This is a genomic window from Tateyamaria pelophila, from assembly GCF_019966495.1.
GTDB classification, from domain to species: Bacteria; Pseudomonadota; Alphaproteobacteria; order Rhodobacterales; family Rhodobacteraceae; genus Tateyamaria; species Tateyamaria pelophila.
This window is the reverse complement of sequence record NZ_JAIMIA010000026.1, coordinates 1-13,069: the sequence shown is the minus strand read 5'-3', so window position 1 is coordinate 13,069 and position 13,069 is coordinate 1. Positions and strand designations below refer to the sequence as shown.

The following is a 13,069-nucleotide window of genomic DNA, read 5'->3' as shown; positions in this document are numbered from 1 at the left end:
CAACGTCGACGTTGCCGGGACGCTAGTCTGGATTCAGGATGACGTCCATTGCTGAAATACGCCTTTCAGCTCGGAAAAAAATGCGTCAGATTGGGCAAAGCCAAACAGCCCCAGTGCAAACGATTAGCGATGGGAAAACAAAGAATGCCGGATTTTGTCTATGACATGCCGATTGCAACGCTTGCGGTCTGGTCCTCGGTTCTCGCGATTTGCGTGATGGTCGTGGGCCTGTTGGTTGTAAAGCCGGTTTTCCGTGTCCTGATCGGAACCGGTCCTGATTTCAATAGTTCCGTCAATTATGCGACATCCAGCTTCAGCCTGTTCAACGGCCTTCTGCTTGGCCTTCTGACGGTTGCAGCCTACCAAAACCTTGAAAGAGTGCGGGAAAGCATCACCAACGAAGCGACCTCTCTGGGCAGTTTGTATGCTCAGATTGCGGCCTATCCAGAGCCGATACGCTCGGAAGTAAAATGGCTCATGCGTGACTACACCCTTTACACAATCTACGAAGAGTGGCCGGCCCACCGTCAAGGTGAAATTCTGAACGGAGGGTTCAACCGGGCAGATGCGATCCGGCGATCCTTGTCACAATTTGAACCAGAAACCGAAAGGGAGCGGGTCATACACTATCAGGCGATGGCTTCGTTTCAAGAATTCTCAACGGAAAGGCAAAAGCGTCTGACCGGCGTCACAACCGAGATCCCGGCCGTGCTTTGGTATGCCGTCATTGTGGGAGCAGGGATCAACATGTTTTTGCTGGTCCTACTGAAGATGCGAGTGCTGCCGCATTTTGTGCTTGGATCGATTATCGCCTTTTTTCTGGGCGTTATCCTGTTCGTTATTGTCACGCTCGATCGTCCTCTGCGCGGGCCATCCGGTCTTTCTCCATTCGCATATGAATTGCTATGGGACCGCCTGATGATCTGGGACGAGCCCGTCGAACAGGAGAGTATTTGATGGCAACTTTTCGTGTCCGGGAAGTCGAGGGAATGCGGCAGCTCTCCATTGATATCACCGATGAAACCGTACGTGCAGCCTATGGCGCATTGTCGAACATGAATGGCACCATCCGGTTCACGCCCCGCCTGCCCAAGTTCGGTGACTTCTTTCGCGCCATCTTCACTCGGGAATCGCGAATTCGCCCGTATTACAGGGGAACTGGTTCGATCAACCTTCAACCCTCCCTTCGTGGGTTCCACGTCTTTCAAGTGCGTCCAGAAGAACGCTGGATCCTCGAGACAGGTGCGTATTGGGCCAGCGAAGGTGGCGTAGAACTCGGTGTGACCAAAGAGCCTTTCTGGGCAAGTTTGTGGGCGGGTGACGGGATTTTCGCATGGAAAACGACCATGACAGGGAGCGGGCAAGCGGCCGTGAACGCGCCGGGGCCTGTAGAAGTCATTGAAGTCGACAATGGCGAAATTAAAGTTCAGGGGCGCTTGGTCATCGGACGAACGAGTGGTTTGAAGTTCAAGTCACAACGGGCGGCGTCATTTCCACGAAACCTGATATCCGGACAAGATCGTCTCAGAGTTTATGAGGGGACTGGAAAAGTTCTTGTTTCATGGACCCCATATTGGAACCAGCATCTCTACCAAAGGATGACAGACGAAGAAAACGTTCAAAGTACACTGTTTGAATGAGACAGGACTCCCTCGGGCTGCCGACCGATTTATCTGCTTGATGCTGTCAGGTCTCTGTGGAGCGTCTCCGCAGGCCAAGCGAGCGTCTTAAGCAAGCTGTTTTGCCTGATCGAAATCGCGGCCGTTTTTGGCGCGTAAGACCCGCAGCAATTGGTTTTCATGCAGGGGAAAACGGCCCAATTTACGTCTTGTTGGTCTGTTTGCATGCGTTATAAACTTTGTTGGCATAAACGTTAAAATGGAAGTCCAACATGCTCGAACGAGGATTGAACCGCGTTTCATTGACAAATCTCCGCCTTTTGGCTTCCGTTTTGGTTGCGATGGCGTTCCTGCTTTTGCCACAGCTTGCGAATGCTCAGCAAACCGCTGAGGAAGCAGCCGCGGCCAACGCGGCAGATGCGGCCACCTCGGCGGCAGTGGACCAATCGGCACGAGATGTTGAAACCGGTCTCACGCAAGAAGTCCTAAACAGTGAAATCGATCCTCAAGAACTCGAACTGCGCCTGATACCCATGACCAAGCCCGAGCTCGAACTGCTGGCTGAAAAGTGGCTTGAGATCGTGCGGGAAAAGACCGAAGAGGTCATGTCCGCACAGATTGCCATCAGCCGTTCCGAGGGTGAAGTAGAAAGTGCCGCGCGCGAAAACCTGGCGGAACTCGCACGCGAGCGAGGACTCCTTTTCGAGAAATATTCCAAGGTAATTTCATCCTTTGAGAAAAAAGGAGGCGATCCAGCCCTCGTATCTGATTATCGGGCCTATCGCTCGTCGGTTATTGTGGAAGAAAAACGGACATCCGATTTCCGGACGTTGGCTTCGCAAGTGCTGAGCTGGGCGACGGATCGGGAGGGCGGCATTCAATTTGCGATCCAGGTCGGTATTATCGTCGCCTCGCTGACCGCACTGTTGATTGCTGCCAGAATCGTGCGAGGATTTGCGCGCAAGTGGTTCGTCCATGTTCCAAACTTGTCCAAGCTGTTGCAGGTCTTTCTGGCCACTGCAGTTTACTGGCTGGTGCTGGCCATCGGCCTGATGGTCGTGCTTTCAGGCCTGGGCATAGATATCTCGCCGGTTTTTGCGCTGATTGGCGGCGCGTCCTTTATCATGGCATTTGCCTTTCAGGACACCTTGGGAAACCTTGCCAGTGGCTTGATGATCATGATCAACCGGCCATTTGACGAAGGCCACTATGTAGATGTCGGCGGTGTCGCAGGGACGGTGAAATCCGTGAGTATCGTGGCGACGACGGTCGTGACCCCAGATAACCAGGTTATTGTCATTCCAAACAAAAACGTCTGGGGAAATGTGATCACCAATGTGACCGCGAGTCTGACGCGTCGTGTTGATCTGGTATTCGGTATCGCATACGAGGATTCGATCCCGGATGCGCTGCGGGTCATAGAGGAAACCACAAAGGCACACCCTCTGGTTATGGACCATCCCGAACCGGTGATCCGCGTGAATGAGTTGGCCGACAGTTCCGTCAACTTTATTTGTCGTCCATGGGCGAAAACTTCCGACTACTGGGATGTCTATTGGGATCTCACGCGGCAGATAAAGGAAAACTTCGACGCCGCGGGAATTTCCATCCCTTACCCACAGCAGGACCTGCACATCAAATCAGAGACCGCCAAGCCGCAGTTAACGTTATCTGCTGAATGATGCGCAGTAGCGCCATGCAGAGCAGGCTATGGTTTTGCACCTTTACGGATGGCGATGCCTGACAGCGGGTGTTTCCTCTAAAGCAGCCAAAAATTGCCGTTGAACGCATTTGCAGGCAGGCTTTTGTCATAAGGACGAAATGGTATCGTAAAGTTTCCTGACGTTGGTCACGGATGCCTGACAATCGAAGTTTACCGTCACTTCAATACAAGTGACATCGCGCCAGATTTGGAGGGCCAGTGATCTCCTGTCGCGGGCGTCCGTGGATGACATTTCATGGTGTGAAAGGTGAAACAGGTTGGCGGGAGGATCATGGATGGCCAGAAAATTGCTGCAAATGGCTGGGCGATTTGTAATTATTCATCCCCCGTCGCCGTGTCGGTTAGTGAGAATTGTCAGACCGATTTTTCAGACCCTTGAGATTCCAAGCTTTACCGTGCAGGGTCTTTGCAACAAGGCTCTGTAAACAGATATCGCCATGGCCCATCGTTGTTTTCAGCCCAATATGTCACCTGTGAGTGCTGTCTTCGGATCTCGTCAAGGCGTTCGGCGTTGAATTTGCGAGACAACTATTGCAACGTCAAAAACAGGTTGCAACAGATATGAATGAAGCAGTGTTCCGAGCGCGCACCGGATGAAACATTCTACTCTCAAAAACATTGGATCAGACGATGAAACAAATAATCCCTCTGCTTTTTATGTTCTCCGCGCCCCCCCTGCTGGCCGATGAAACCCGCCAGCTGGACCCACACGAGCACGGTGTTGGCGCGCTTAACATTGCCATCGACGGCCCGACGGTTGTGATGGCGTTTCAAGCCCCCGGTGCTGATATTGTCGGGTTTGAGTATGCCGCAAAAAAGTGAAGCCGACCGGGCCACGGTCGATGCCGCAGTCGCAACACTTGCCCGCCCATTGGATCTGTTTGTGCTGCCCGCAGCGGCCGCGTGTTCCGTCACCAAGGCCAGCGCTGAACTGGAGAGCGACGACGGTCACGATAGGCATGACGCACACGCGGACCACAGCGATCACGATGACGAACATGCGCATGCCGATGATGACGACCATGCCGAACAGTCTGGTCATACGGAATTTCATGCGGAGTACACACTCACCTGCGCGCAGCCCGAAGCGTTGACGCAGATTGAGTTTGCATATTTCGACGCGTTCGAAAATGCACGTGAGGTTGAGGTGCAGATCATAACCGGATCCGGCGCTCAGGCCTTTGAAGTGGAACGTGATGCACCAACTCTCGATTTGCGGAGCTTGTTTTAAAATTGCCAGACAGAGTCCTGCATTTAAGGGGCGTCCACTTTCAATGGCCCGGCCGCGCGGCTTTTACTTTGGCAGTACCGAACTTCAGCGTCGCGTCGGGTGAAACGGTGCTGCTGCTTGGAGAAAGCGGGTCCGGCAAATCCACGCTTCTGTCACTGATCTGCGGCACCATGCTCGCCGATGACGGAAAGGTCTTTGTTGCAGGAACCGACCTTGCGACACTGTCAGGTGGCGGTCGTGACAGGTTTCGGGCAGAGCAAATCGGGGTGATCTTTCAACAGTTCAACCTGCTGCCCTTTGGCACGGTTGCCGATAATATCCTGTTACCGCTGCGCTTTGCCCCAAAGCGGCGCCTGAGGGCGGGCGACGCAAGGGCCACCGCTGTGGACCTCTGTGCTGCCCTAGGATTGCCACAAGACCTCTTCACAACGCGGGCCCATACCCTGAGTGTCGGCCAGCAACAAAGGGTTGCAGTGGCACGTGCGTTGATTGGGCAACCGCCGCTGATCGTCGCGGATGAACCCACTTCGGCACTGGATGCGAACAGCCAGGCGGCATTTCTCGATGTTCTCATTGCCCAGACCCGGGCAAACAACGCCGCTCTGCTTATGGTCAGCCACGATCCGCGGTTGAGTGCGCGGTTCGACCGGGTGGTCCACATGGAAGATATAGCCCAGATCGAACGGGCTGCCGCGTGATCCTGCGCCTTGCCATCGCATCGCTGGCCGCGCGGGCGCTTACGGTGGCCATGACCGTGCTCGCCATTGCGCTTTCGGTTGCACTCTTTCTTGGTGTGGAAAAGGTACGCACGGGCGCAAAGGCCAGCTTTGCCGATACAATCTCCGGCACCGATCTGATTGTGGGCGCCCGATCGGGATCAGTGCAATTGCTGCTGTATTCCGTTTTTCGGATCGGGAACGCGACGAACAATGTCACTTGGGAAAGTTACAACGATATCGCGGCGCGCGCGGACGTTGAGTGGATCGTGCCGATCTCGCTTGGCGACAGTCACCGACAGTTTCGCGTGATGGGCACCACCCAGGGCTTTTTTGAACACTACAAATACCGTCAGGGTCGCGCACTTGAAGTTGCAGATGGCGCCACCATGACGGATCTTTTTGACACGGTCATTGGAGCGGATGTCGCATCTACGTTGGGCTATAGCGTAGATGATCCTATCGTGGTCTCCCATGGTCTTGCGTCTTTTACCGAGCACGAAGACCACCCGTTTCGGGTCTCGGGCATTCTTGCCAAGACCGGGACACCCGTGGACCGAACAGTCATCGTCAGCCTTGAAGCGATCGAGGCGATCCATGTGGACTGGCAAAGCGGCGCACAGCGTCCCGGTCAGGCAACCCCGGCGGACGTCATTCGCACGATGGACCTGAAACCCAAAGCCGTGACTGCCGCTTTGGTTGGCGTTGCCAGCCCGCTGCAAACCTTTGCGCTGCAACGCGCGATCAATGAGTATCCCGAGGAACCCTTGCTCGCGATCTTGCCCGGTGTCGCGTTGCAGGAGCTATGGGGGATCGTGGGCATTGCAGAGACGGCGCTGTTGGCTGTTTCGGCCATGGTGGTAGTCACTGCCTTGATCGGCATGATGGCCACGATCTTTTCCAGCCTGAATGAACGACGTCGAGAAATGGCGATATTTCGCGCCATGGGAGCAAGTCCGGTGACAATCCTGAGCCTGTTGGTGTTGGAGGCGATGTTGATGGCCGCCGTTGGTGCGGTTCTGGGGCTTGCACTGCTTTACCTTGGTCTCAGTCTCGCGCGGCCGCTTGTCGACAGCGCGTTTGGCCTTTGGCTTCCCATAGATGCCCCAAGTATGCACGAGGTGTGGGTCACCCTTGTTGTTGTCCTCGCTGGCGTAATTGTGAGCTTGGTGCCAGCCCTGCGGGCCTATCGGATGTCCCTTGCGGATGGTATGATGGTTAAAACATAACGCCCGTTTTCAGGTGAAATTGACCGCCAATCAAGGTCGGCAAGATGGAGTTTCTTGAATGGTCACCAAACCTCGCAATAGAGCCTTCAACGCCGACAGTGCATTCGCACGCAAACAATTGCGGTGGGATCGCAAATTGCGTGGAACGGTCTGCGCCGTGATGATGACTTTTGGAGCAACAGCGTCGCTGGCCTGTGGATTTCACACCTATCTGCCAGAAAAAACGGCCGTGGATTGGATTATCAATAGCGATCATTTGATCGTAGCCCGAAATTCGCCGGAAAATGAATTCCAGTTTGAGGTTCTGCAAACGCTTCGCGGGACAGCGCCATCCGTCAAGATCACCCATCTGGTCGATACGCGCACGCGCACCCGATTTGCGGCAAACCCGCAGGATGCCTCTTTGTTTGCCTTTGATCAGGACGCGCAAGACTGGAAGTTTGTGGCATATCTCACGCCTGACTACAGAAACGTGGTCGATGAGGTGCTTGCACGCGCACCAAACTGGCAGGACACGTATGATCCCGATCGCTTCCAGTTCTTCGAAGCGCTTCAGGATCACCCAGATGAAGTGCTTCGTATGCTGGCCTTGCGGGAAATCGACCAGGCCCCTTATGGCCTGCTCAGGACCATGGATGTTCGTATTCCAACAGATGACTTGCTGGCGGAATTGTGGAGCCTGAACGGATATCCGTATCAACCGATCAGGGTCCTGCTGTTGGGCTTGACGGATGACCAGGAAGCACGCGACGAACTGTACGATTTCATTGATCGCGTCGCGTCGTGGAACTGGGCGAACAACCTTGGGGCTTATGCAACCGCGTTGGTGGAAATTGACGGCGGCGTTGGCGTTGAAGTGTTGGAAGAGAAATTTCTTTCGGACACCTCCCAACCGCTCGATAAACTGGAGCAAGTCGTCGAAGCATTGGCCATTCACAACGACATTGGCACACCGGACCTGAGATCGGTGATCAGCGCGTCGATTGCCCGGCTTGTCGCTTTGCGTCCCGAGACGGCACCGCTTGTTGCACGCCAGTTCGGAAACCGCCAGGATTGGTCCCAAGCGCTTGCGCTGGAATCGGTCGTCAGGGAAAGAGCCTTGTCAAACGGCCAGGATATTCTCCAGGTTGCTGTCTATGTGGCACAGGGTCGGAATGCAGCATTGCAAAGCACACTCAAGATCGAGGACTAGAAATGCGATCCACGTCTTTCAGCTTCAACTCTACTCCGACTGTACGATCACTTTCGCGCAGTACGGTTCTGACGGTCCTCACGGCAACCGTAGCCTTCCCGAAGCTCGCCTTTGCAGAGAAAATCGTGACTCTGAATTGGAGTGACCTGCTCCCAGAGAATGAACCCTTTGTGCCTGATGTCCTGCAAGGTGTCATCGAGCATGAAAACGCGCCGCTCTTGAGCCAACAACCGGAGTCCAGCGGTGTGAGGCCAGATTGGAACGGTCAAACAGTCAGCTTATCCGGCTTTATTGTTCCCATTGATTATCAAGGCGTGGGTGTCACTGCATTCATACTTGTTCCCTATGTCGGGGCCTGCGTGCATGTTCCGCCGCCGCCCGCCAATCAACTGGTGTTTGTCACAACCGAAGAGCCCTATGAGAGTAGCGGGCTCTTCGAGCCGGTTACCGTGGTTGGCATGTTCGGGGTGTCATCCTTGTCGACCCAACTTGCCGATATCGGGTATGCACTTTCTGCCGACAAAATCGATCCGTACAAAATGTAGAATGACGTGCACGTCATTGCGTTTCCTTTTGAAACCGCGAGTAGCTTTGCCGGGATTGTGTCGAATACTCTGTCGTTAAGAGAGTGGGGCCTTCAGCCAGACACAATTATCCAGCGAATTGCCCAGAGCCGGATAGCCTCGGTCAGTCTAATTGTCTTTTGGGGATCATAAGAACGTCTTCGATGCCCGCCAAAGTGGCAGCGGCTTTGAGCTAGAGCCGTGAAGTTAAAAAACACTCTTCGCCATATCTATGCCGACAATATCCATAGTTTCCAGTTTATTGACCTTATGATGGTTTCCATCTCGCAACCCTATCAGATCAGAGATCAGGGAATGTTCACTCCAACACAATCGGGCGCAGGCATCCCACGCCATCGCTCAGGCCACGAGTTGCGTTTCCGTATGAGACTTGATCATGGCCGCGACAATCTGCCCTTCGGACTGCGGCGCATCGAAGGCGACTTCGGTGAATTGCGCGGTGCGGCCCATATGCGGGTTTTCCATCAGGATCTGATGGGTCCGTCCAATCTGTGCCGCGAGGTGCCGGGTCACCTGTCGCGTACCGACCGCTCGCAATTGTGCGGCGCGGTCCTTGATCACGGCACCGTGCACCTGAGGCATGCGGGCCGCAGGGGTTCCCGGCCGTGGCGAATAGGGGAACACATGCAGCCAGGTCAGATCGCAGTCTTCGACCAATTTCAATGAATTGGCGAAATGCGCTTCGGTTTCTGTCGGAAAGCCCGCGATGATATCTGCACCGAATGTCATATCGGGTCGCAACTTCCGGGCCTCTTGCGCAAAGTTGATTGCGTCGTCCCGCAAATGCCGTCGCTTCATGCGCTTGAGTATCAGGTCGTCGCCGTGTTGCAGGCTGAGATGGAGGTGTGGCATAAGCCGTTGCTCGCTTGCGATGGCCTCCATCAACGCATCATCCACTTCGATCGAGTCGATTGAACTGATCCGAAGCCGCGCCAGATCGGGCACCAGTTTCAGGATCCGTAACACCAGATCCCCCAGTCGCGGAGCAGAAGGCAAATCTGCGCCCCATGATGTCAGGTCGACCCCGGTCAGCACGACCTCGTTAAAGCCGCGGTCCACCAGTCGCTTGATCTGGTCCACAACAACACCGGCAGGCACCGAGCGCGAGTTGCCGCGCCCAAACGGAATGATGCAGAAGGTGCAACGGTGATCGCACCCATTCTGGACCTGAACATAGGCCCGGCTGCGCGTCCCGAAGCCGTCAATCAGGTGTCCTGCGGTTTCGGTCACGGACATGATATCGTCGACCTGCACGGCTTCGGTTCCGAAGTCACCGGCAAGGCCTGCCCACGTGGCCGCCTGCATTTTTTCGGTGTTGCCGATGACGGCATTGACCTCGTCCATGGCCGCGAATGTACCGGGTTCTGTTTGTGCCGCGCAGCCTGTGACGATGATCTTTGCATCCGGGTGGTCCCGGCGTAATTTGCGGATGTCCTGACGGGCTTTGCGCACCGCCTCCGCCGTCACGGCGCAGGTGTTTACCACGACGGCATTGCCAAGCCCCGCTTGTGCTGCCAATTCCTGCATCGCCTTGGTTTCGTAGGCGTTCAGGCGGCACCCGTGATTGGAGAAGACGGGCGCCGTCATAGCCCGTCCAGGAAAGCTTGTGTCAGAACGCCATCAAAAACATGTGCTGTAGGTCCGGACATCCACACGCCGTCTTCGCGCCACTCCACATGCAGCGTGCCGCCATCAAGGTCGATGCGCACAGCCCGCCCGGTGAGGCCCAGACGCGCCGCTGCGACGGCCGTGGCACAGGAGGACGAGCCAGAGGCCAGTGTGATGCCTGTGCCGCGCTCCCACACGCGCATGCGGATATGATCGTGGCCGATGATCTGGGCAAATTGTACATTCGTCCGTTCGGGAAAGAGCGGGTGACGCTCCATCTCGGCACCGCGCCGGGCGAGATCGATGGCATGCACGTCATCGACAAAAAAAGTGCAATGCGGGTTGCCCATGCCGGTTGCGACGGGCGTTCCGTCAATGGGCAATGCCAGGGTATCTGTGACCTGAGCCAGTGGGATGTCTTGCCAGTCGAGTTGAGGATGCCCCATGTTGACGGAAGTCATGCCGTCATCGCCCCGCACAGCGCAAAGCGCGCCGCGCCCTGTCACTGTTATGTCAAGTTTTGAAGCGCCGGTCAGGGCCATTTCCCGGGCAGCGATACAGCGCGTGGCATTCCCGCACGCCGCAGACTGCGAACCGTCTGCATTGTAAAACGTAATGGTCACATCCTGACCTTCCGAGATCACCGCGAGTTGGTCGAACCCGACACCGCGATGCCGATCCGCGAGCGATTGGACCAAAGCAGGCGTCACCCGGCCTGCAGACACGCGTGTATCTATCACGACAAAGTCGTTGCCGAGGCCGTGCATTTTCATGAACGGCCAATCAGAGGGAGTGTGATCGTGCATCCGCCGCATATAGCGGTGTGATTTCAAGGAATCCAGTATGTCGCAGCGAAACCTTTGGCTTTTGGCTTGACCCGGGCTCTGACCCTCTCTAATTGACCCGCCTAGTGGGGCCGTTAGCTCAGTTGGTAGAGCAGCTGACTTTTAATCAGCGGGTCGCAGGTTCGAATCCTGCACGGCTCACCATTAAATCAAAGATCAAGCAGATTTTGCCCATCGTGGCTGTCTCAGGGTGGGCAACCTGTGGGCAGTTTTATGGGGTTTGCTTTTGGTGTTGGCGGATGCCATACCGTGCGACCGTTTTTCTCAGAAAGGTCCGCTCATGTCCCATTTATCGCTCGCTTCCGATATCGAAACGCTCAACGCAGAAATCTGCGACCGGGAATTCCAGTTCATGTTTCCCGAGAAAGGTTCGGGTGATCCGTATTTTGCCCGCTTCGTCTGTGCCCGTTGTGGCTTCGAGGGCGAGGAAGCTTTCGGGCCGTTGACGTCCTTGGAGGATGTGAACGCGCAGGCCAAGGCGCTGTTTGTTGCTGGGGTCGAGTGCGCTGCGGGGGCGTGATCTGATAGTATCCGTTCGAAACAACAATGCCCCCGGTCGGATAATCGGACGACGTGGTGCGTCGAACGCCGGGCGATGATGCAAGTCTGAGCTGATTGGCTCGACGGGGTTCGGGTCGAAGCGTCCGTCGTGGCGATGGCTGCTGAGTAACCAAGCTAGGGCGCAGAATACCTTAGCACTCACTTACGTAAGAGGAGAAATGGAAGTGGACTGGTTTTACGAAATTACGGGGTTTACCGAGATCGACTACGCGACGACCAAGTCTCTGCTATCCGTAAATGAGGGATCGTTGGTCTCCGCAAGAAATAATCGCCGATCTGCTGTGGGCAAATTTACTCTGTCCAATCTGCGAGACCTTCGAAACTCTGGCATTGAATGCAATCAGGAAAAACCAGTGCATGTCTCAAACATCGTTGCAGATGTGCGCAAGCTGCATTCCGACCCGGAGAATGAAGGCGCTCTTTTCCAAGTCGCCTCGCAAGTCAACATGCTTGAAATGATAGGCCCAGATGTCACGCCAGAGGACGGTGTCACAAGGTATCAATTTGATCGCACGCAAGGTCCAGCATGTGCGATGGCGGCCGGAGCCGCGACAATTTACAGAAATTATTTTGTCCCTGTAGGCGGAAAATATGGGCAAACCGCGTCCAACCAGATGAACGGGTTAACAGGCTTGGCGGACGGCCTTGGGGCGCTGCTGGGGAAAAGAGGGGAGGATATCCTCCCAGTAAGGAACGGATACGCCTTACCAACTCATGCGAACTTGTTGGCAATTGCGAACATACTGGACGAGATGCCCTCAGAAGAGCAAGACAGGCTCGCTGAATACCTCGAAATTGGCGTTCATACTGATGTTGAAGTCACGGACGTGGTGGCGCGTGAACCGCTGCTTGTCACCCAAGCCTTTTGCTCAGCGATGCCTGTGGCCTATTCTGGAATTGACGCAAAGTATTGGGAACCGCTCGCCAAACTTGTGCTAAACGCTGCCTATGAAGCGACGCTTTGGGTGGGACTGAAAAACGCTATGAACGGTAGGTCCAATAGGGTCTTGCTAACCCGCTTGGGCGGCGGTGCATTCGGGAACCGGAGTTTTTGGATCGATGAAGCCATGGAGACGGCACTCCATAAGTTTCAGAAAAGTGGCCTGGAGATTGTCATTGTCAGTTACGGCAGCGTGCCAGTATCCATGATGGAGTTGGCTGGCAAATTTTCGGATCAATGAAACGAATTCGGGTTCGTTTCCGAGCAAAGGTCAGGACGGCGAACTCCGCTGACGCCGTCGTGCCGTGCGATCAGCCCGCTTATTCGTACCACTGGCCCTTTGTTAGATGATCAGGTCGCGGTCTCGTTTCAGCGCTTTTTAGCCCTCTACATGGAGCCCAGGCCGAATAGAAGCTGTCATGACCCCGGACTCTACTGCAGCGTCGGACAGGGCAAACACACGCGATTTTTCAGAAAGGAAAAACCCATGACCCACCTATCTCTTGCTGCCGACAATTTGGCAGACGAACTGGAAATCTGCACGAAGGAAATGCAGTTCATGCTTGCCGACAAAGGTAGCGCCGATCCGCCCTTCGTGCGGTTCGTCTGCGCGCGCTGTAGCTTTGAAGGCAACGAGGCCATGGACCCGCGATCGACCCTGCTCGACTTGAAAAAACAGGCTGAGGCGATGTTCGACGCTGCCGTCGAATGGCAGACGCTTGCGTGAAAATACCCTACAGCGTCTAGAGCGTGTTGCACTTAATTGGCCTCATAGCCTGCTGCTCTGAAGAAGTTATAGCATTCCTCGTCTGAGAACAGGC

14 protein-coding genes and 1 tRNA gene are annotated in these 13,069 nt (G+C 55.2%); 13 read left to right on the top strand and 2 right to left on the bottom strand.

Annotated elements, in window-relative coordinates:
• Window positions 1-216 precede the first annotated feature (216 nt).
• The 9 genes from LC354_RS10550 to LC354_RS10515 all read left to right on the top strand — a co-directional run bounded on the left by LC354_RS10550 (window position 217) and on the right by LC354_RS10515 (window position 8,255).
• Entirely contained in the window at window positions 217-957 is a 741-nt protein-coding gene (locus LC354_RS10550) for a bestrophin-like domain (RefSeq protein WP_223423602.1), read from the top strand.
• Window positions 957-1,640 (top strand): AIM24 family protein, encoded by a 684-nt coding sequence (locus LC354_RS10545; RefSeq protein ID WP_223423600.1) that lies wholly within the window; start codon window positions 957-959, stop codon window positions 1,638-1,640. The genes LC354_RS10550 and LC354_RS10545 overlap by 1 nt, the downstream gene beginning before the upstream one ends.
• A 251-nt stretch (window positions 1,641-1,891) precedes the next feature.
• Window positions 1,892-3,301, top strand: coding sequence for a mechanosensitive ion channel family protein (locus LC354_RS10540; RefSeq protein WP_223423598.1), 1,410 nt, complete (start codon window positions 1,892-1,894; stop codon window positions 3,299-3,301).
• Window positions 3,302-3,972: 671 nt separating this feature from the next.
• Window positions 3,973-4,164 (top strand): DUF2796 domain-containing protein, encoded by a 192-nt coding sequence (locus LC354_RS27690; RefSeq protein ID WP_263289378.1) that lies wholly within the window; start codon window positions 3,973-3,975, stop codon window positions 4,162-4,164.
• Entirely contained in the window at window positions 4,148-4,573 is a 426-nt protein-coding gene (locus LC354_RS10535) for a DUF2796 domain-containing protein (RefSeq protein ID WP_263289377.1), read from the top strand. The genes LC354_RS27690 and LC354_RS10535 overlap by 17 nt, the downstream gene beginning before the upstream one ends.
• Before the next feature lie 2 nt (window positions 4,574-4,575).
• A complete protein-coding gene (locus LC354_RS10530) occupies window positions 4,576-5,271 on the top strand; it encodes an ABC transporter ATP-binding protein (RefSeq protein WP_223423596.1) in 696 nt (231 codons plus the stop codon).
• Entirely contained in the window at window positions 5,268-6,518 is a 1,251-nt protein-coding gene (locus LC354_RS10525) for an ABC transporter permease (protein WP_223423594.1), read from the top strand. Before LC354_RS10530 ends, LC354_RS10525 begins: the two co-directional genes overlap by 4 nt.
• A 58-nt stretch (window positions 6,519-6,576) precedes the next feature.
• The gene (locus tag LC354_RS10520; protein WP_223423592.1) at window positions 6,577-7,710 is read left to right on the top strand and encodes a hypothetical protein; all 1,134 of its coding nucleotides are present in this window, start codon (window positions 6,577-6,579) and stop codon (window positions 7,708-7,710) included.
• 125 nt (window positions 7,711-7,835) lie between these two features.
• Entirely contained in the window at window positions 7,836-8,255 is a 420-nt protein-coding gene (locus LC354_RS10515) for a DUF3299 domain-containing protein (protein WP_317849305.1), read from the top strand.
• A 378-nt stretch (window positions 8,256-8,633) separates the two neighbouring features.
• On the opposite strand, the gene mtaB is transcribed toward LC354_RS10515, so the two are convergent.
• Complete coding sequence (mtaB, locus tag LC354_RS10510) at window positions 8,634-9,881, bottom strand: tRNA (N(6)-L-threonylcarbamoyladenosine(37)-C(2))-methylthiotransferase MtaB (protein ID WP_223423588.1); 1,248 nt, start codon at window positions 9,879-9,881, stop codon at window positions 8,634-8,636.
• Window positions 9,878-10,708, bottom strand: coding sequence for a diaminopimelate epimerase (dapF, locus tag LC354_RS10505; protein ID WP_399203351.1), 831 nt, complete (start codon window positions 10,706-10,708; stop codon window positions 9,878-9,880). The genes mtaB and dapF overlap by 4 nt, the downstream gene beginning before the upstream one ends.
• A gap of 107 nt (window positions 10,709-10,815) precedes the next feature.
• Between dapF and LC354_RS10500 the strand changes: the two genes are divergently transcribed.
• From LC354_RS10500 to LC354_RS10485, 4 genes are all read left to right on the top strand, one after another.
• A tRNA-Lys gene (locus LC354_RS10500) sits at window positions 10,816-10,891 on the top strand.
• Between the two features lie 136 nt (window positions 10,892-11,027).
• On the top strand, window positions 11,028-11,267 hold the full coding sequence (locus LC354_RS10495) for a hypothetical protein (protein WP_223423587.1): 240 nt from the start codon (window positions 11,028-11,030) through the stop codon (window positions 11,265-11,267).
• A 199-nt stretch (window positions 11,268-11,466) separates the two neighbouring features.
• Entirely contained in the window at window positions 11,467-12,489 is a 1,023-nt protein-coding gene (locus LC354_RS10490) for a hypothetical protein (protein WP_223423585.1), read from the top strand.
• Window positions 12,490-12,735: 246 nt separating this feature from the next.
• Window positions 12,736-12,975, top strand: coding sequence for a hypothetical protein (locus tag LC354_RS10485; protein ID WP_223423584.1), 240 nt, complete (start codon window positions 12,736-12,738; stop codon window positions 12,973-12,975).
• Window positions 12,976-13,069: the final 94 nt, after the last annotated feature.